Genomic DNA, 19,852 nt, shown 5'->3' with positions numbered 1-19,852 from the left:
CACGGCAGTTGCCGCGCCCGCAACGGTGCATGTTCAGACTGATGCGCGTCCCGAGCCTTCGCGGGCATTGACCAGGGTAATTAAGCTACATACCATCCCGGTGAGACGCACATGGGTGCGCAGATGACTCCCTGATATGACTTCGACCCCTGTTTTCGACATGGTGTTGTTCGGCGGCACTGGCGATCTGGTGATGCGCAAGCTCCTGCCCGCGCTCTACCAGGCCCACCGCGCCGGGCAATTGCATCCCCAAGGGCGGATTCTGGCGCTCGGCCGAAGAGACGCCGACCGCGCCGCCTACCTCGCCCAGATGGACCAAGAGGCCAGGGTGCACGTGCAGGCCGATTTCGACGCCCCCGCGTGGAGCGGTTTTATCGAGCGCATCGAGTACGCCAAGCTTGATGCGTCGCACCCCGAAGACTTTGACGCCCTGGCCGCGCGGCTGGGCACGGACGGCGAGCGCGTCACCGTCTGCTACCTCGCCACCGCCCCCGCCCTGTTCGCCCAGATCTGCGCCGAGCTCGCCCGCGTTGGGCTCAACCACCCCGGCGTGCGCGTCGTGCTGGAGAAGCCCCTGGGCCACGACCTGGCCTCCTCCGACGCCATCAACGCCGCCGTGGCCCCGTCCTTCGCCGAGCACCAGCTCTACCGCATCGACCACTACCTGGGCAAGGAATCGGTGCAGAACCTCATGGCCATGCGCTTTGGCAACGTGCTGTTCGAGCCGCTGTGGCGCCGCGAGTGGGTGGACAACGTGCAGATCACCATCGCCGAGGATCTGGGCGTGGGCGGCCGCGGCGAGTTCTACGACAAGACCGGCGCGCTGCGCGACATGGTGCAGAACCACCTGCTGCAACTGCTGTGCATGGTGGCCATGGAGCCCCCGGCCAGCCTGCAGGCCGACGCCATCCGCGACGAGAAGCTCAAGGTGCTGCAGGCGCTCAAGCCCTTTGCCGAGGCCGATGTGGCCGCGCGCACCGTGCGCGGGCAGTACCGCGCGGGCGCCATCGACGGCCAGCCGGTGGGGGGCTATCTGCAGGAAGCCGACATCGAGGCGGCCAGCCGCACCGAGACCTTCGTGGCGCTCAAGGCCGAGGTGGTGAACTGGCGCTGGGCGGGGGTGCCGTTCTTCCTGCGCACGGGCAAGCGCATGGCCGAGCGGCTGGCGGAGATCGTCATCAGCTTTCGGGCCGTGCCGCTGCACCTGTTCGGCGGCGTGACCGCGCTGCAGGGGGCCAACCGGCTGGTGATCCGGCTGCAGCCCGAGGAGAGCATCAGCCTGCACTTTCTGGCCAAGGAGCCCGGCGACGGCATGCGGCTGCATCCCACGCAGCTCGATCTGGACTTCGAGGCCACGGCGCAAAAGCGCCGGGCCGATGCCTACGAGCGGCTGCTGCTTGATGTGATCCGCGGCCAGCTCGGGCTGTTCATGCGCCGCGACGAGCTCACCGCCGCCTGGCGCTGGGTGGAGCCTATCCTGGAGGGCTGGGCGCGCAACGCCGAGGCGCCCAAAACCTACACCGCAGGCACCTGGGGACCAGCCGCCTCCAGCGCCCTGCTCTCGCGCGACGGCGCATCATGGCATGAGGAACTGTGAACGATGCCCGCTGCTGACCGTCAGCCTCCCGCAACCCGACTCGTGGGCGACGTAGGCGGCACCAATGCCCGCTTCGCCCTGCTGGGCGCGCAAGGGCTGAGCGACATCCGCGTGCTGGCCTGCGCCGACCACGCCACCTTCGCCGACGCGCTGCGCAGCTATCTGGCCGCCGTCGGTGCGGACGGGGTGCGGCATGTGGCCATCGGCATCGCCAACCCGGTGTACGGCGACCACATCCGCATGACCAACCATCACTGGGCCTTTTCCATCGCGCAAACCCGCGCCGAACTCGGCCTGGAAACCTTTCTGGTGCTCAACGACTTCGCCGTGCTCGCGCGCGCGCTGCCCGAGCTGCCCGCGAACGAGCTGGTTCAAGTGGGTGGCGGCAGCGCCGTGGCCGGGGCGCCGCTCGGGCTGCTGGGGGCGGGCACGGGCCTGGGCGTTTCGGGCCTGATTCCCACGGCCGGGGGCGGCTGGATGCCGCTGGCGGGCGAGGGCGGCCATGTGAGCTTCGCGCCGTATGACGAGCGCGAGGTCGAGGTCTGGCGGCTGGCGCACGCGCGTTTCGGCCATGTCTCGGCCGAGCGTCTGCTGAACGGCGCCGGCATGGCCTTCCTGCATCACGCGCTCGGACAGATCGCCGGCCACACGACGACGCCCGAACGCAGCGCCGCCGACATCACCCGCCTGGCGCTGGACGGCGGCGACGCGCTCTGTCACGACACGGTGACGCTGTTCTGCACCCTGCTGGGCACGGTGGCGGCCGATCTGGCCATCACCCTGGGCGCGCGGGGCGGGGTGTATATCGGCGGCGGCATCGTGCCGAAGCTGGGCGAGTTCTTCGTGCGCTCGCCCTTCCGCCAGCGTTTCGAGGACAAGGGGCGCACCTCGCCCTATCTGCGCGACATTCCCGTCTGGGTCATTCACAGCCCGTGGCCCGCGCTGCTCGGCGCGGCCGCCGCGCTGGGCCAGGCCTTGCAGGCCTCGCCACGCCATGGACATGCTTGAACGCATCCGCGCCCAGGCGCCGCAGCTCTCGGCCGCCGAGCGGCGCGTGGCACAGGCGCTGCTCGACCGGCCCAACGACTTCATCCAGGCCGCGGTGGCCGACATCGCCCAGTCGGTGGGCGTGAGCCAGCCCACGGTCATCCGCTTCGCCCGCTCGGTGGGTTGCACCGGCCTGCAGGACCTCAAGCTCAAGCTCGCGGGCAGCCTGGTGGGCGGCGTGCCCTATGTGCACGCCAGCGTCGGCCCGCAAGACCCGCCGGCCGAGCTTGCCGCCAAGGTGTTCGACAACGCCATCTCGGCCTTGCTGCGGTGTCGCAACGCCATCAGCCCGGCGGCGCTCGACCAGGCCATCGGCCTGCTTGCCCAGGCCAGCCGCATGGAGTTCTACGGCCTGGGCAACTCCGGCATCATCGCCGCGGATGCGCAGCACAAGTTCTTCCGCCTCGGCACCCCGGCCATCGCCTATGCCGATCCGCACATCCAGGCCATGGCCGCCACGCTGCTGGGGCCGCGCGACGTGCTGGTGGCGATCTCCAATTCCGGGCGGACCAACGAACTGCTCGACGCCGTGGACATCGCCCTGCGCAACGGCTGCAAGGTGGTGGCCATCACCTCCACCGGCTCGCCGCTGGCACGCATGGCCCATGTGGCCCTGCTGGCCGACGCACAGGAGGACGCCGAGCTCTACAGCCCCATGCTGACCCGGCTGCTGCACCTCACCCTCATCGACGTGCTGGCCGTGGGCGTGGCCCTGCGCCGTGGCCCCGAGCTGGCCGCCCAGCTCGAAAAAGCCAAGCGCAGCCTGAAAAACCACCGGCGCCGCGTCGACCCCTGAACCCGCACCCGGTCATCACGCCATGCCCATCCTGACGCAACTCCCTGCCTGGCGCGCGCTGTGGCAGCATTTCTCCCGCGCGCGTGACTGGTCGATGCGCGAGCTGTTCGACACCGACCCGCAGCGCGCCGAGCGCTACTGGCTGGAGCAGGACGGCCTCATCCTCGACTATTCGAAAAACCGCATCACCGACCAGACCCTCACCCTGCTGTTGCAGCTCGCCCGCGAGGCCGAGGCGCCCGAGCGCATCGCCGCCATGTTCCGCGGCGAGCCGATCAACACCACCGAGCACCGCGCCGTGCTGCACGTGGCCCTGCGCAGCCCGCCCGACGCGCCCATCCGCGTCGGCGGCGAAGATGTCATGCCCAAGGTCACCCGAGTGCTCGACCGCATGGCGCGCTTCGCCCACGCGGTGCGCTCGGGCGACTGGCTGGGTTACACGCATCAGCCCATCACCGACATCGTGAGCATCGGCATCGGCGGCTCCGATCTCGGCCCGCTGATGGTGTGCGAGGCGCTCAAGGCCTACGCCCACCCGCGCCTGACCATGCACTTCGTCTCCAACGTCGACAGCTCGCTGCTGAAAGAGACGCTCAAGCGCGTGCACGCCGAGACCACGCTGTTCATCATCGAGTCCAAGACCTTCACCACCAGCGAAACCCTGACCAACGCCCACACCGCGCGCGAATGGTTCCTGAGCCGCGCGGGCGATGCCGGCGCGGTGGCGCGGCACTTCGTCGCCGTCTCGACCAACCCAAAGGCCGTGGCCGATTTCGGCATCGACCCGGCGCACATGTTCGAGTTCTGGGACTGGGTGGGCGGCCGCTACAGCCTGTGGTCGGCCATCGGCCTGCCCATCATGCTCTGCCTGGGCGAAGAGAATTTCCGCGCCCTGCTCGCCGGCGCGCACAGCATGGACACGCACTTTCGCACCGCGCCGCTGGAAGCCAACATGCCGGTGCTGCTCGCGCTCGTGGGCATCTGGTACATCAACTTCTTCGGCGGCGGCAGCCATGTCATCGCGCCCTACGACCAGTATCTGCACCGCTTTCCCGCCTTCATCCAGCAGCTCGACATGGAGTCCAACGGCAAGCAGCGCACGCGCGACGGCCGCCTGGTGGACTACGAGACCGCCCCCATCATCTGGGGCGGCACCGGCATCAACGGCCAGCACGCCTTCTTTCAGCTGTTGCACCAGGGCACGCACATCGCGCCCATCGACCTCATCGCCTCGCTCGACGGGCGCGGCTCGCTGCCGGGGCACCACGAAATCCTGCTCGGCAATATGTTCGCGCAGGCCGAGGCCTTTCTGCGCGGCAAGACGCTCGACGAGGCCCGCGCCGAACTGCGCGCCGCGGGGCTGGACGAGCCCGCCGTGCAGGCGCTCGCGCCCTTCAAGGTGTTCGACGGCAACCGTCCGACCAACACCCTGCTGCTGCAGCGGCTCGATCCGCGCTGCCTGGGCGCGCTCATCGCGCTCTACGAACACAAGATCTTCGTTCAGGGCGCCATCTGGCAGATCAACTCTTTCGACCAATGGGGCGTGGAGCTGGGCAAGCAGCTCGCCCACACCATCGTCGGCGAACTCGAAGGCAGCGCCGAGACTGCGGCGCACGACAGCTCGACCGCCCGGCTGATCGCGCTTTACCGGCGCATGAATCAGGAAAAGACGACGAAGGGGCGCGGCAAGACCGCGCTTTAGGCCGTCATCGCACGGCGGGGCTGGGGTCGTCCTACGCCGTGGCGGCCGGTTGTTGCAGCCGCAGCACGGCCCGCGCCACCAGGGGCTGCAGCCCCGCGCCGCCCTGCGCCACATGGTCTCGCAACGTGGCGCGCATGTCCGGAGTCCAGAACCGTTGCAGGTGCGCCGCGATCTCCTGCTCGGTCTCCGGCGTGTCGGGATAGACGGCGAAGAATTGGCCGATGTCGTTGGCCATCTTGACCAGATAGTCGATGTGCATGGCAGGGCTCGGAAGAGGTGAATGAATCGGGCGTGGCCAGGACGCGGGTTTGGTCATGCCTTGTCAGATGATGGGATGTCGCGCACCCCGTGCGGGTTGGCATACAGCGTCAGGCGGCCCTCGCGGGCGAAACCGGCCAGGGTCATGCCGCAGGCGGTCGCCAGGGTCACGGCATGCGCCGTCGGTGCAGAAACCGCCACCAGCCATCCGGCGCCGAACAGCGCGGCCTTCTGCACCATCTCGTAGCTGGCCCGGCTGGTGACGACGAGAAAGCCGTCGTCCGCCGACGCGCCGGTGCGCATGAGGTGGCCGATCAGCTTGTCGAGCGCGTTGTGCCGCCCGACATCTTCGCGTACCGCCCGCACCTCGCCCTCGCGGCTGCACCACGCCGCCGCATGCGCCGCGCCGGTGGCGGCGAACAGGGGTTGATGCGCGGGCAGACTGTGCAAGGCCCTGGCCACGGCCGAGGCGGCGAGCGGATCGCGCCGCGGCAACGCGGGCAGGTCGCGCGCCACAGCCGCCAGGCTGTCCACCCCGCACAAGCCGCAGCCGGTGCGGCCCGCCAGGGTGCGCCGCCGTTCCTTGAGCCCGGCGAAGCGTTGCGCGGCGATCTCCACCTCCACGGCCATGCCCTGCGGCTGCTCGATCACCTCGCAGCCATAGACCTCGCCCGGCGCCTGGACGATGCCCTCGGTCAGCGCAAAGCCATGGGCCAGATCGTCGAGGTCGGCCGGCGTGGCCATCATCACCGCGTGCGACACGCCGTTAAATACCAGCGCCACCGGCACCTCCTGCACCACCACGTCCTGTCCGGCCACGGGTGGCTCGCCCGGCGCCAGGCGCTGCACGGCGCAGGTCGCCACGGTGGTCGCGGCCACCCTCGGCACGGCGAGATCGTTGGGATTCATGGCGGGTGCGCCTGCGCGTTCAGAGCTTGTGAATTTTTCGGCCACGGCCGAAAGGCGCGTCAAAACGCACCCGATCGAGGCGCAAAGCACAGCCATAGCCCGAGCTATGGCGAGCATTTGCAACGTAGAGCAGGCGCGTTTTGGCGTGCAAGGCGGGCATGGCTGAAATGTTCACAGGCTCTCAACCCCGGGTGCCGACCTCGGCCTTGTGCGGAAGCAGCGCCACCTGACGGCGGCTGAACTGCACATGACGCTGCTGCCAGCTCGACGGCTGCTCCACCCGCACGATCTCCACCGCGGTCACCTTGTATTCGGGACAATTGGTCGCCCAGTCGGAGTTGTCGGTGGTGATCACGTTCGCCCCAGACTCGGGGAAGTGGAACGTGGTGTAGATGACGCCGGGCTGCACCCGCTCGGTGATGCGGGCGCGCAGCACGGTCTCGCCGGAGCGGCTGGCGATGCCCACCCAGTCGCCCTCGGCAATGCCGCGCTCCTGGGCATCGTGCGGATGGATCTCGACGCGGTCTTCGTCGTGCCACTGGCTGTTGGCGGTGCGGCGGGTCTGCGCGCCGACGTTGTACTGGCTGAGGATGCGGCCGGTGGTGAGCAGCAGCGGAAACCGCGCGTTGGCGCGTTCGCTCGTGGGCACATAGCCGGTGAGCATGAAGCGGCCCTTGCCGCGCACGAAGGTGTCGGCATGCATCACCGGCGTGCCCTCGGGATGCTCGGCATTGCAGGGCCATTGCACGCTGCCGAGCACATTGAGCTTGGCGTAGCTCACGCCCGAGAAGGTGGGCGTGAGGCGCGCGATCTCGGCCATGATCTGCGACGGATGGGTGTAATCCATCGCGTAGCCCAGCGCCCGCGCCAGATCGACGGTGACCTGCCAGTCTTCCTTGCCCGCCAGCGGCGGCATGACCTTGCGCACGCGCGAGATGCGGCGCTCGGCGTTGGTGAAGGTGCCGTCCTTCTCCAGGAACGAGGCGCCCGGCAGGAACACATGAGCGTATTTGGCGGTTTCGTTGAGAAACAGGTCCTGCACCACCACGCACTCCATCGCCCTCAGCGCGGCTTCGACGTGCTGGGTGTTGGGGTCGGACTGCACGATGTCTTCGCCCTGCACATACAGGCCGCGGAAGGCGCCGTCGAGCGCCGCCTCGAACATATTGGGAATGCGCAGGCCCGGTTCGTCGTCGAGGGTCACGCCCCAGCTCTGCTCGAACAGGCCGCGCGTGGTCGCGTCCGACACATGACGATAGCCGGGCAGCTCGTGCGGGAAGGAACCCATGTCGCACGAGCCCTGCACGTTGTTCTGCCCCCGCAGCGGGTTCACGCCCACGCCTTCGCGGCCGATGTTGCCGGTGGCCATGGCCAGGTTGGCAATGCCCATCACCGCGGTCGAACCCTGGGCATGTTCGGTCACGCCCAGGCCGTAGTAGATGGCGGCGTTGCCGCCGGTGGCGTAGAGCCGCGCCGCGCCGCGCAGCAAGGCGGCGGGCACGCCGGTCTCGTCCTGCAGGGCCTCGGGCGACTGCTCGGGCCGCGCCACGAACGCGCGCCACCGCTCGAAGGCCTCGGCCTCGCAGCGCTCGCGCACGAAGGCCTCGTTCACCAGGCCCTCGGTGACGATCACGTGCGCCAGCGCATTGAGCACCGCCACGTTGGTGCCCGGACGCAGCTTCAGATGGAAGGCGGCGCGCACATGGGGAGAGTCGACCAGATCGATGCGGCGCGGGTCGATGACGATGAGCTTGGCGCCCTCGCGCAGCCGCCGCTTCATCGCCGAGGCGAACACCGGGTGGGCGTCGGTGGGGTTGGCGCCGATGACCAGGATGACGTCGGCTTCGCGCACGGAGTCGAAGTCCTGCGTGCCGGCCGACTCGCCCAGGGTCTGCTTCAGGCCGTAGCCAGTGGGCGAATGGCAGACCCGCGCGCAGGTGTCGGTGTTGTTGTTGCCGAAGGCCGCGCGCACCAGCTTCTGCACCAGATAGGTCTCTTCGTTGGTGCAGCGCGAGGAGGTGATGCCGCCGATGGCCTTGCGGCCGTGCTGGGACTGGATGCGGCGGAATTCGCTGGCCGCGTGAGCGATGGCTTCCTCCCAGCTCACCGGCTGCCACGGATCGGCAATGCTCTTGCGGATCATCGGCGTGGTGATGCGGTCGGGGTGGGTGGCATAGCCCCAGGCGAAGCGGCCCTTCACGCAGGAGTGGCCGTGATTGGCATGGCCGTCGGCATGGGGCACCATGCGCACCACGCGGCTGCCCTGCATCTCGGCGCGGAACGAACAGCCCACACCGCAGTAGGCGCAGGTGGTCACCACGCTGCGGTCGGCCTGGCCGTGTTCGACCAGGGACTTCTCGGTGAGCGTGGCCGTGGGACAGGCCTGCACGCAGGCACCGCAGGACACGCAGTCGGACGCCATGAACGACTCGCCCTGGCCCGCCGCCACGCGCGAGGCGAAGCCGTTGCCCTCGATGGTGAGGGCGAAAGTGCCCTGCACCTCGTCGCAGGCCCGCACGCAGCGCGAGCAGACGATGCACTTGGACGCGTCGTAGTTGAAATAGGGGTTGGAGATGTCGACCGGCGCGGCGCTGGCGGCATCGAAATGATTGGCGCCGTGCTGGCCGTAGCGCACCTCGCGCAGGCCCACGGCACCCGCCATGTCCTGCAATTCGCAATGGCCGTTGGCGCTGCAGGTGAGACAGTCGAGCGGGTGATCGGAGATGTAAAGCTCCATCACCCCGCGCCGCCGCGCGGCCAGGCGGCCGGACTGGGTGTGCACCTTCATGCCCGCCTCAACCGGCGTGGTGCACGAGGCGGGCAACCCTTTGCGGCCGTCGATCTCCACGAGGCACAGACGGCACGAGCCGAAGGCCTGGAGCGATTCGGTGGCGCAGAGCTTGGGGATGGCGATGCCCGCCTCATGCGCGGCGCGAAGCACCGAGGTGCCCGCGGGAACGCGCACGGGCAGTCCGTCGATTTCCAGGTCCACCAGGGCCTCGGCGGTGCTCGCCGGGGTGCCGCGGTCTACAAATGCCATCGAGTCCATGCGATCTCCTCACGCCGCACGCCGGGGCGCGGCGGCAAAGTCTTCGGGAAACAAGTCGAGGGCGCTGCGCACGGGAAAGGGCGCCATGCCCCCCAGCGCGCACAGCGAGCCTTCGACCATGGTGTCGCAGAGATCGCGCAGCAAGGCGATGTTGTGCTGCGGCTGATCGCCGGCGCGGATGCGGTCGATGACTTCCACGCCGCGCGTCGAGCCGATGCGGCAGGGCGTGCACTTGCCGCACGATTCGTGCGCGCAGAACGCCATGGCGAAGCGGGCCTGCTCGCCCATGTCCACCGTGTCGTCGAACACCACGATGCCGCCATGCCCCAGCATGGCCTGCATCGCGGCCAGGGCCTCGTAGTCCACCGGCACATCGAGCTGGTCGGCCCGCAGATAGGCGCCGAGCGGCCCGCCCACCTGCACGGCGCGCACCGGGCGGCCGCTGGCGGTGCCGCCGCCCCAGTCCTCGATGACCTCGCGCAGCGACACGCCGAATGCCACTTCGTACAAACCGCCCCGTTTCACGTTGCCTGCCAACTGCAGGGCGATGGTGCCGCGCGAACGGCCCATGCCGAAGCCGGCGTAATGCGTCGCGCCGTCGGCCAGGATGTGGGGCACGGCCGCAAGAGTCAGCACATTGTTGATGACGGTCGGCGCGCCGAACAGCCCAGAAATGGCCGGCAGCGGGGGCTTGAACCGCACCTGCCCGCGCTTGCCTTCGAGGCTGTCGAGCAGCGAGGTCTCCTCGCCGCAGATGTAGGAGCCCGCGCCCCGGCGCAGCGTGATGTCGAACGCCTTGCCGCTGCCGCGAACGCTGTCCCCGAGCACCCCCGCCTCATGCGCCGCGCGCAAGGCCTGCGCGAAAGTGCGGTGCGCCTGCGGATACTCGCTGCGCAGATAGACGTAGCCCTGCGTCGCGCCCACCGCCAGACCGGCGATGATCATGCCTTCGATCAGCGCGAACGGATCGCCCTCGATCAGCAGGCGGTCGGCGAACGTGCCCGAGTCGCCCTCGTCGGCGTTGCAGACCACATACTTCTGCGGCGCCGCCGTCTGCAGGCAGGTGCGCCACTTGATGCCCGCGGGAAAGGCCGCCCCTCCGCGGCCCCGCAGCCCCGAGGCGGTGACCGCCTCGACCATCGCCTCGGGCGCCAGCCCCAGGGCGGCGTCCAGCCCGCGCCAACCGCCCGTGGCGGCATAGGCCCGCAGGTCCAGCGGATCGATCTCGCCGCAGCGGGCAAAGGTGAGGCGCTGCTGGTGCCGCAGGGCCGGCAACTCCGCCACGGGCCCCAACGCCAGCGCGTGCTCGGTGCCGGCGCCCTGTCCGAGTCCGGCATCGAAAAGGGCAGGCACATCCGCGGCCTGCACCGGGCCATAGGCCATGCGCCCGGCCGGAGTCTGCACTTCGAGCAGCGGCTCGAGCCAGAACAGACCGCGCGAACCGGTGCGCACTAGCTCGACCGGCTCGCCGCGCCGCGCCGACTCGGCCAGCAGCGCCTGCGCCACCGCGTCGGCGCCGAGCGCCCGTGCCGTGGCCTCGGCCGGCAGATAGAACGTGCGGGGCGCGCGACTCATGCTTCGCCTCCCCGGGCCTGCCGCATCAGCGCGTCGAACCGCGAAGGACTGACGCGCGCATGCAGCGTCTCGTCGATGAGCAGCGACGGCCCGCAGGCACAGTTACCCAGGCAGTAAGCGGCTTCGAGCGTCACCGAGCCATCGGTCGTGGTGCCGTGGAAATCCACCCCCAACGCCCGCCTGGCATGAGCTTCGAGCGCCCGCGCCCCCACCGCCTGGCAGGCCTCGGCGCGGCACAGCCGCACCACATGCCGCCCAGGCGGCGTCTGCCGGAAGTCGGGATAGAACGTGAGCACGCCGTGCACTTCGGCACGGCTCAGATTCAGCGCCCGCGCCACGACGGCCACCGCCGCTGGCGGCACATGACCCAGACGCTGCTGCACCGCATGCAGCACCTCCAGCAGGGCGCCGGGCTCGGCGGCAAAGGCATCAAGCGCGGCGGCCACGGCGGCCATCTGCTCGGGCGGCAGGATGCTGGTCAGTGGATCGTGTTCCCTGGTTTCAGGGAGGGATGGCTCCATGGTGTCTCCTAGTCTTAGTCTAGGCAAGGCGATGAATCCGTCTTGTGCGGATCGGCGCTTGTTTACCTGCACCTTGCAGAGTCAACATTAGGGCCGTCCCTCACAGAATGCCAGCGACATTTTCCGAACGGGCATCCGGTTCGTCCGAAATGGGCCGCTACTTCAACCCCTATTCGCCCCTGTGACCCGCTCAGCACTGCGCCGCAACGCCTCGGTCGCCACCGAGAGTGGCCGCAACGCAAGGGTCACCAGGCCGGTTTCCCAAACCACTTCCGGAGCTGTCAATTGGACGACATGAGTGCCTCGGGGCTGGCCTATTCGCTCAATGACGCTGCGCGGAGCTATCGTGCACCATGGCCCTGTACTCACATGCGCCAGAAGGCTGGAGATGGAATTGGTCTCGATCACAGGTAGGGGATGCAGACCGAGCGCGTCAAACACACCGTCGATCGTCCTCCGGTTCTGCATGTCGGGTGTCAGCAGACAAAGTGGCAATCGACCTGCCGCGGCCCAGGTCATGCTGCTTACGGCAGTGGCGCTCAGACCGTCATTGGCAAGCAGGACATGCTTTTCCCGCCAAAGTGGCGAAAAGTGCAGATCCTCATGCTCTGCCGAATCGGCATAGACAATGCCACCCTCGATGTCGAACGCTCGCAGACGACGCAGAATTTGGTCGGTTGCCAGCGACTGCACCACGATCTGCGCATGGGCATTTTCCGCAGCCAAGTCTGCCGATAGCTCGGCTACGAGGGTGAGCGCCGTTGGAATCACTCCTAACCGCACCTGGCCGTGCAAACCATTGCGCATCCCGCCAAGTCGCTGTCGCAAATCATCTTGCGCAGCGGCCATGCGTTGCGCATAGCCGAGTACGCACTGGCCTTCTGCGGTCAGGCCAAAGTAGGACTGGCCGCGCTCAACGATGGAGATGCCGAGTTCGACCTCCAGATCGCGGATTGCCGCCGACAGCGTCGAGGCCGAGACATGGCATTGTTGCGCGGCACGACCGAAATGCTTCTCTCGCGCCAAGGCGAGCAGATAGGTGTATTTCCTGGCCAGCATGGGCGGACAAAACAACGACGGTGACTAAGCGAAAGTGGGCCTCACTCGAGGAAATCGCCGTGCAACTCGACAAACTTCGCCAAGCCGAGAGAATGATCACGCACCAAGGTTTCGGCCAGTTCGGTATCGCGCCGCTCCAGTGACTCGATGATCCGCATGTGGTCTTCAATGGAGCGGGCCGCCCGATCCGCCTGGGAAATGGTGATCTTCCGGATCGCGCGTACGTGCATGAAGATGTTGCGGATCGTGTCGATGATGATCTGCGACTTCGACAGATCGACGATCGCCTGGTGAAAGGCGATATTCGCATCCGAATACTCTTGGATGTGCTCGGTCGGAGTGCTGTCGCGAAAATCATCGAACATGTGGCGAAGGCGACTGATCTCTTCATCTGTCGCGATCTGGGTGGCGAGGCGCGCCGCCATGCTCTCGAGCGCCGCCCACATCTGGATCATCTCGACGATCTCGCGCTTGGATTTGCGGACGATGTAGATGCCGCGGCGCGGCACCATGCGCAGAAAGCCCTCTTGTTCGAGCAAGGTCATCGCCTCGCGGATGGGGGTGCGGCTCACACCCAGCGCCTCGCTGAGTACACGCTCATCCAGACGGACATCTTCCTTGGTCTGGTAGATATCGGCGTCCGCGATGGCCTGCCGCAGCGTGGCATACGCCTGGTCGCGCAGACTCAGTCCCGCGTTGATCGGCTGAAGCGAAGTCAGCCATGTGCCTCCGCGAGATGCGGTGAGCGTAGAGGATTGCGCGGACATATTGGTGCTCGTCAGGTGCTGATTTGCTCGGGACACCCCGCAGGCGGTTGAACAACCTCCCGGACTGTCGTCGAACCGCTATAGACGTCGTCGGCTATGACGGGAAGGCTGTCCGCGATCAAGAAAGTAGCTGCGGCACCCGCCGCAATCAACTCGATGGACCAGATCAGCAACGAAAACGCATTCATGAAAACTCCTGAACATCGGCCAACCTCTCGACCGATACAAGTCTTCATATTACGCCGCGATACAGCATTGTTCAACGTATTCTTTGTTTGATATACAAAAAACAACGTGGATTGCAACCACGATCTCTTGTCCACTTATTCCCTATTGCGGCCAGGGCGCCTGGGTTCGACATGGGCTGCAAGGGGATTGCCGCCCATGTCCCTCTCAAGTCACTCACGCTAAGTAGTTAATTAACAATGAATTTTTTGAGTGCCTTTCGGGCGACTTGCGGCCCCGGCCCGATTACTACGCTAACCATGCGTGGGCAAAAAGCCAGGGACGCAGATCGCCCGAAACCAGAACACAGTCCGCGCAAGCGATTTTGAACACCGTCCCGAGCTCTCAGAACGGCGTCCCGAACGGTCTTGATTCATTTACTGGGCGTCTGCACCGGCATGTCGCCCATGCGGGGCACGGGGGAGCTTTCGTTGGCGCCCTGGTTTTTGACCCAATTGCGGCGCATCGGGCACATCACCAGACGCGCCAGCAGACCGGCCGCAATACAGGCCCCGGCGGTCAGACCGAACACGGAACCCCACCCTGACGTCGCCGCAAGCACACTGGCCAATGGCACCAGCAGCGACCCCGTGCCCTTGGCGGTATAGAGGATGCCCGCATTCGTCGTGGCATATTTCGAGCCGAAAGTGTCACCTGCCAGAGCCGGGAAAATCGAGAAAATCTCGCCCCAGAACAGGAAAACCAAGGGTGCGAAGATCACGAAGCCGAGCGGCTGGTGACCGTACTCCCTCAACCCCAGAATGGCCAGACCCTCGCCAATGAATACGACCAACATCACGTTTTCGCGTCCCAGCCAGTCGGAGAGAAAACCCGTGAGCGGACGTGTGAATCCGTTGGCCAGATTGTCGATGGTGAGTGTCATGGTCAACAACGGAAGCGATGCCCCTAGCACAGTGAGGGAATGGTTTGCGAGACCATAGCTGTGTGCGATGGGTCCGATCTGCGCCGTCACGATCAGCCCGCCTGCAGCAACTGCCACGAAACAGACGTACATCAGCCAGAAGACCGGGGTGCGCACCATCTGCGCCGGAGTCGAATCACGCTTCGCCAACATGTTTCCCTTGGGCGCGGCAAACCCGACCGGAGGACGCGGACGCAGCAACATGAGCGACAGCAGGAAGATCAGTCCTCCCTGGAGTATGCCGAAGACGAAGAAGGCATGCTCGTACCCCGAGTTGTGGATCATCGCTGCGATCGGACCGACTGTGACCGCCGCCCCTACACCAAAACCCGCTGCGGCAAGCCCCGCGGCCAGACCCCGTCGCTCGGGGAACCACTTCAGGGCAATGCCCACGCTGGTGCCATAGACACACCCCACCCCCACACCGGAAACCACCCCGGCGAAGTAAAGCAACGGCAGCGTGGACGCAAACGAGTTGAGCACCCATGCCAAGGCGACACAGATCCCGCCAAACAGCACAACAGGGCGGGGGCCGAAACGATCGACCAGCCACCCCTCCAGCGGCACCAACCAAGTCTCGGTCAGAATGAAAATCGAAAATGCGACCTGAATGTCCGCGACGCTCCACTGGTGCTTCAGGTGCATTGGCGTGACAAACAGGGTCCATGCGTATTGCACATTGGCGACGAGGCCCATGCACAGGATCGCGATGACGAGTTGTAGCCATCGGTTTCCGAAAAACCCACCGTCACCATGGGCCCTTTGATGCTCCGTTGCTGATTCCTTCATCTCAAGTCTCCTCGTTGTGTGTCCGCGTCCGGGCACGGACCGTCATCGGCGTTCAGCCAACCTTGTCTCAAACCACAATTCGTCATCTCTGCGTCGCGCCCAAAATGGGCGAACCCTGCCTTTCGGCTCGACCCGCGCAACACGTATTGGCTCGCTGGGCCCGCTGGCGGCTGCACGGTCATGCTGCTTCGCCTCGATCGCAAGCATTGAGCACGATCTTGCCAATGTGATCACCTCGCTCCATCAGCGCATGTGCTGCACCGGCTTGATCAAGGGGAAATACCTGCTGCACCACGGGACGAATTTCCCCGCATTCCAGGCGCGGCCAGACCTCGCGCAACAGGGCTGCAGCAATCGAGGCCTTCACGGCCACGGGCCGCGCGCGCAAGGTGGAGCCCGTGATGGTGAGTCGCTTGACCATGACGTCGCGCAGATTTAACGTCGCGCGGCTTCCGCCCATGGCGTTGATGTGAACGAGGCGCGCGTCTTCCGCCAATACCGACACGTTCCGCTGAAGGTAGTCGCCCCCCACCATGTCAAGGATGACATCAACCCCACGCCCCTGCGTGTGGCGCAAGACCTCTGCGACAAAATCATCGGTGCTGTAGGCAATCGCAAGCTCTGCCCCCAAACGCAGACAGGCTGCACATTTCTCTTGGCTGCCTGCGGTGACCAATACCCTGCCGCCAAACGCCCGTGCCATCTGAATTGCCATCACACCAATGCCGCTGGAGCCACCATGCACCAGGATGGTTTCGCCCGAACGCAGCGCCGCCCGGTCGAACACATTGCTCCACACGGTGAAACTGGTCTCGGGCAGAGAAGCGGCCTGCACCGCAGTGAGTCCCTGCGGAATGGGGAGACAGAGCGCGGCTTCGGCTACACAGTATTCGGCGTATCCGCCCCCAGAAAGCAAGGCACAGACCCCTTGTCCGACACTTGGTGTCGCAACGCCCAGGCCCCGCTCGACCACAACCCCGGCAACTTCCAGGCCAGGCAGTGGCGATGCGCCAGGGGGAGGTGGATAGATACCCTTGCGCTGCATCACATCGGGCCGATTGACCCCCGCCGCAAACACACGGATCAAGACCTCTCCATGTCCTGGAATCGGACGCGGGCAGCGGGTCATCTGAAGCACTTCGGGTCCGCCATGCCCCGCCAGCACGATGGCACGCATCGTGTCATCGCGCTGCTTTGCGATCGGGAGGGAAAGAGGCACAGCCTGACCCATTTGTTCACCTTGATTGAGCAGCGCTACAAGGCTCTGCGCAGACTTCGGCAAACCCTGCAAACCGACGATGCGAAGGAGAAAGCATGAAATTCCCTTCCGTTCGAAAAGTGATAAGGCGCCGCCTTTTCCGGCTCATATCGCCTGCGCCGCGCGCAACGCGACGATGTCATCGGCCCCATACCCTAAGAGCGCCAACACCTGCTCGGTGTGCTCCCCCAGCAAGGGCGCGCGCGTCACCGTAGTCGGGCTCGCGGACAGCTTGATCGGATTGCCAACACTCAGATAGCTTCCCCGCACAGGATGCTCGACTTCAACAATGGTGCCGCTCTCTCGAAGAGCGGGGTCTTCTGCAATTTCTTTCATCGACAAGACCGGCCCACAGGGAATGTCGTGCCGATTGAGAATCTCCATGGCTTCGAATTTCGTCAGCGTCATGGTCCATCTCTCGATGCGATCGAAGATCGGCTTGAGATGGAGCAGCCGCATCGCGGGTGTGGCGTAGGCCTCTTCATCGATCCAGCCCTCCTCGCCGATGACCCGGCAGATCGCAGGCCATGCTGAAGCCTGAGTAATGAAATAGATATAGGCGTTTGGATCGGCCTCCCATCCCTTGCAGCGCAAAATGGAGCCGGGCTGGCCTCCGCCACTGGCATTACCAGCGCGCGGCACGGCATCGCCAAACTTGCCATCCGGGTACTGTGGATACTCATGCATCGTCCCGGTACGTTCGAGACGCTGCTGATCACGCAGCTTGACTCGGCAAAGGTTTAGCACCGCATCCTGCATGGGAGCCAGCACCTTCTGCCCACGGCCCGAATGAGTGCGCTGGTAAAGCGCGGCAACGATCCCCAGCGCCAAATGCAACCCGGTTCCACTATCTCCGATCTGCGCACCACTGATCATGGGAGGACCATCATCGAATCCGGTGGTTGAAGCACTCCCTCCCGCGCACTGCGCCACGTTCTCGTAGACCTTGCAATGCGCATACTGACCCTGGCCGAAACCTTTGACTGACGCGACAATCATGCGCGGATTGATGGCCTGCACATGCTCCCAGGTGATGCCCATGCGATCCAGCGCACCTGGCGCGAAGTTCTCGACCAGTACGTCACAGATTGAGATCAGGCGGTCCAAGACTTCACGACCTTGTGGTTTCTTCGTATCCAAGGTGACCGAACGCTTGTTGTGATTGAGCATGGTGAAGTACAGGCTGTCCGCGCCAGGTATGTCGCTCAGCTGGCCCCTCGTGGCATCCCCCACCCCCGGTCGTTCGACCTTGATCACATCGGCCCCGAACCAGGCCAGCAGCTGGGTACAGGTCGGCCCGGACTGCACATGGGTGAAGTCAAGGATGCGGACCCCTTCCAACGCCTTGCTCATGGTGCCCCCGCACTATCGACAGCGGTAACCCGCTGTTCGAGGGCAACCAGGCGCGCCCGCAGCTTGCGCTCCTCGGCGAACCGTGCGGTCTCGTCGCGAACGATGGCAACGATGGCGCTTACCTGACCATCAGCGCGCTTCAACAACGACACGGTAAAGGCGATGGATAACGTATGTCCATCCTTGTGCTGCGCCGGCACACGCAGCAATTCGGCACCGTACTTGGTCATCCCCGTCGCCATCGTCTTGTGATACCCCTCCCAGTGGCGCCCACGCTGGCGCTCGGGGATGATCAGATCGAGCGACTGGCCGAGCGCACCGGCCGCATCGTGCCCGAAGAGTCGTTCGGCGGAGGCGTTCCAAAGCACGATGGCTCCCTGTGGATCGCAGACGATGATGGCATCGGCCGCACCTGATACCAACGCGTTGAAATCTAGGAGGCTGTCGGACTTTCCAGGCTTTCGCCTGATGGTTCGATCCGAGACAATGGCGACAGTCCATTGAGGAGTTCCTCGCGATGAGTCGCTTTGTTTGTGTTGATCGAGACACGGCCTACCTTCTGCCGCCGTCGGTGGACGAGTGGTTGCCCAGTGATCACCTCGCGCGCTTTGTTGTCGAAGTGATTGATCGGCTCGATCTGGACGATTTGGTCAAGCAGTACGCGGGCCGGGGTTCGGCCGCGCATCACCCTGCGGTGCTGCTGGGACTGCTGATCTACGGGTATGCCAACGGGGTGCATTCGAGCCGCAAGATCGAACGCGCGACCTACGACTCGGTGGCGTTCCGCTTTGTGGCGGCCAATACGCATCCGGACCACGATACGCTGGCCGCGTTCCGGCGGCGCTTTCTGAAGGAGATCGAGGCGCTGTTCGTGCAGGTGCTGGTGCTGGCGCGCGAGATGAAGTTGCTCAAGCTCGGGCACATTGCGCTGGACGGCACCAAGATCCGAGCCAGCGCGAGCAAGCACAAGGCGCTGTCGTGGGGGCATGCCAACAAGATCGAGGCGCAGTTGCGCCAGGAAGTCCAGGACCTGTTGGCGCGGGCGGAGAAGGATGATCGCTCCAGCGCGCCCGATGGCATGGATGTGCCCGCCGAGATCGCGCGCCGCGAGGACCGCCTGAGCGCCATCGCGCAGGCCAAGGCCAAGATTGCGCAACGCGCCGCCGAACGATTCAAAGCGGAGCAGCAGGAGTTCGAGACCAAAGAGGCCAAGCGCCGGGCCCAGCGCGAGGCCGGGAAGAAGCCGCGCGGGCGGGACCCTGAGCCGCCCCAGGCCGGACCCCAGGACAGCGACCAGGTCAACCTGACGGACGAGGAGTCGCGCATCATGCCGGTGTCCGGCGGCGGCTTCGAGCAGAGCTACAACGCCCAGGCCGGCGTGGACATCGAGACGATGATGGTGGTCACCGCGCACGTCACGCAGGCCTGCAATGACAAGCGCGAAGTGGTGTCCACGCTCGAGCAGATTGCGGCGTTGCCCGGGGCGCTTGGCAACGTGCAGACCCTCGTTGCCGACAACGGTTTTTGCAGCCAGGCGAACGTGCTCGCCTGCGTGCAGGCGGGAATCGAGCCGCTGCTGGCGATGAAGCGCGAGTCGCATCACGTGCCCCTGGCCGAACGGTTTGGGCCCGACCCCGACGCGCCGCGAACTGCGGAGCCGGTCGCCAACATGGCCCACCGCCTGTGCACACAGGCAGGCCGGGCGCTGTACAAACTGCGCAAGCAGACCGTCGAGCCCGTGTTCGGCATCATCAAGCACGTCATGGGCTGGCGTCAGATGAGCATGCGCGGGCTGCACAAGGCGCGAGGCGAGTGGAACCTCGTGACCATGGCCTGGAACATCAAGCGCATGCATGTGCTGCGCGCCGGGTGACGAGCAAAGAGGGAAAGTGCGCCCAGATCGCGCCCCGCACGACCTGCTCTGCGCCCCAACGGGCCGCCCAGGAGCCTGTGCAAGTGATGAAGACGCTGGCGGCGTGCCTGGCCGCGCATAAACCGCGCGGCTCACCGCCGCCACCCCCGCCC

General features: G+C 66.0%; 17 protein-coding genes. 5 read left to right on the top strand and 12 right to left on the bottom strand.

The genetic code is table 11. From position 1 onward, the window contains the following. Nucleotides 1-136: 136 nt before the first annotated feature. The 4 genes from zwf to pgi are packed head-to-tail and all read left to right on the top strand — an operon-like array spanning nt 137 to nt 5,142. On the top strand, nt 137-1,597 hold the full coding sequence (gene zwf, locus BVH73_RS08505) for a glucose-6-phosphate dehydrogenase (protein ID WP_079417826.1): 1,461 nt from the start codon (nt 137-139) through the stop codon (nt 1,595-1,597). 3 nt (nt 1,598-1,600) lie between these two features. Further along, nucleotides 1,601-2,605, top strand: coding sequence for a glucokinase (locus tag BVH73_RS08500; protein WP_079417824.1), 1,005 nt, complete (start codon nt 1,601-1,603; stop codon nt 2,603-2,605). Beyond that, the gene (locus tag BVH73_RS08495; RefSeq protein ID WP_342746326.1) at nt 2,592-3,440 is read left to right on the top strand and encodes an SIS domain-containing protein; all 849 of its coding nucleotides are present in this window, start codon (nt 2,592-2,594) and stop codon (nt 3,438-3,440) included. The genes BVH73_RS08500 and BVH73_RS08495 overlap by 14 nt, the downstream gene beginning before the upstream one ends. Nucleotides 3,441-3,462: 22 nt before the next feature. Beyond that, on the top strand, nt 3,463-5,142 hold the full coding sequence (gene pgi, locus BVH73_RS08490; protein WP_079417822.1) for a glucose-6-phosphate isomerase: 1,680 nt from the start codon (nt 3,463-3,465) through the stop codon (nt 5,140-5,142). Between the two features lie 31 nt (nt 5,143-5,173). Here the strand turns inward: pgi and BVH73_RS08485 are convergent, their stop codons facing one another. The 12 genes from BVH73_RS08485 to BVH73_RS08435 form a co-directional block, all read right to left on the bottom strand. After that, the gene (locus tag BVH73_RS08485) at nt 5,174-5,401 is read right to left on the bottom strand and encodes a formate dehydrogenase subunit delta (protein WP_079417820.1); all 228 of its coding nucleotides are present in this window, start codon (nt 5,399-5,401) and stop codon (nt 5,174-5,176) included. 53 nt (nt 5,402-5,454) lie between these two features. After that, a complete protein-coding gene (gene fdhD / locus BVH73_RS08480) occupies nt 5,455-6,309 on the bottom strand; it encodes a formate dehydrogenase accessory sulfurtransferase FdhD (protein ID WP_079417818.1) in 855 nt (284 codons plus the stop codon). A 181-nt stretch (nt 6,310-6,490) separates the two neighbouring features. Then, nucleotides 6,491-9,358, bottom strand: a complete 2,868-nt coding sequence (fdhF, locus tag BVH73_RS08475) for a formate dehydrogenase subunit alpha (RefSeq protein ID WP_079417816.1) — start codon at nt 9,356-9,358, stop codon at nt 6,491-6,493. Between the two features lie 9 nt (nt 9,359-9,367). Then, nucleotides 9,368-10,933 (bottom strand): formate dehydrogenase beta subunit, encoded by a 1,566-nt coding sequence (locus tag BVH73_RS08470; protein WP_079417814.1) that lies wholly within the window; start codon nt 10,931-10,933, stop codon nt 9,368-9,370. Further along, a complete protein-coding gene (locus BVH73_RS08465) occupies nt 10,930-11,454 on the bottom strand; it encodes a formate dehydrogenase subunit gamma (protein WP_079417812.1) in 525 nt (174 codons plus the stop codon). The genes BVH73_RS08470 and BVH73_RS08465 overlap by 4 nt, the downstream gene beginning before the upstream one ends. A 162-nt stretch (nt 11,455-11,616) precedes the next feature. Beyond that, nucleotides 11,617-12,513, bottom strand: a complete 897-nt coding sequence (locus BVH73_RS08460; RefSeq protein WP_079417810.1) for a LysR family transcriptional regulator — start codon at nt 12,511-12,513, stop codon at nt 11,617-11,619. Between the two features lie 41 nt (nt 12,514-12,554). Beyond that, nucleotides 12,555-13,280 (bottom strand): GntR family transcriptional regulator, encoded by a 726-nt coding sequence (locus tag BVH73_RS08455; protein WP_079417808.1) that lies wholly within the window; start codon nt 13,278-13,280, stop codon nt 12,555-12,557. Between the two features lie 11 nt (nt 13,281-13,291). Beyond that, nucleotides 13,292-13,468, bottom strand: coding sequence for a hypothetical protein (locus BVH73_RS15770; protein ID WP_154048458.1), 177 nt, complete (start codon nt 13,466-13,468; stop codon nt 13,292-13,294). A gap of 410 nt (nt 13,469-13,878) precedes the next feature. Then, nucleotides 13,879-15,216 carry an oxalate/formate MFS antiporter gene (gene oxlT, locus BVH73_RS08450; protein WP_079417806.1) on the bottom strand — a complete coding sequence of 446 codons (1,338 nt, stop codon included), beginning with the start codon at nt 15,214-15,216 and terminating at the stop codon, nt 13,879-13,881. A 178-nt stretch (nt 15,217-15,394) separates the two neighbouring features. Beyond that, a complete protein-coding gene (locus tag BVH73_RS08445) occupies nt 15,395-16,393 on the bottom strand; it encodes an NAD(P)H-quinone oxidoreductase (protein ID WP_079420458.1) in 999 nt (332 codons plus the stop codon). Nucleotides 16,394-16,579: 186 nt separating this feature from the next. Continuing rightward, complete coding sequence (frc, locus tag BVH73_RS08440) at nt 16,580-17,827, bottom strand: formyl-CoA transferase (RefSeq protein ID WP_079417804.1); 1,248 nt, start codon at nt 17,825-17,827, stop codon at nt 16,580-16,582. After that, nucleotides 17,824-18,297 carry a PAS domain-containing protein gene (locus tag BVH73_RS08435; RefSeq protein ID WP_079417802.1) on the bottom strand — a complete coding sequence of 158 codons (474 nt, stop codon included), beginning with the start codon at nt 18,295-18,297 and terminating at the stop codon, nt 17,824-17,826. The genes frc and BVH73_RS08435 overlap by 4 nt, the downstream gene beginning before the upstream one ends. Before the next feature lie 47 nt (nt 18,298-18,344). Between BVH73_RS08435 and BVH73_RS08430 the strand changes: the two genes are divergently transcribed. Continuing rightward, complete coding sequence (locus BVH73_RS08430) at nt 18,345-19,700, top strand: IS1182 family transposase (RefSeq protein WP_031403876.1); 1,356 nt, start codon at nt 18,345-18,347, stop codon at nt 19,698-19,700. Nucleotides 19,701-19,852 lie beyond the last annotated feature (152 nt).

The organism is Thiomonas intermedia (assembly GCF_002028405.1).
In the GTDB taxonomy this organism is placed as follows: Bacteria; Pseudomonadota; Gammaproteobacteria; order Burkholderiales; family Burkholderiaceae_C; genus Thiomonas; species Thiomonas intermedia.
Note: the sequence above shows the minus strand (reverse complement) of the source record. Positions and strands in the feature narration are given on the sequence as shown.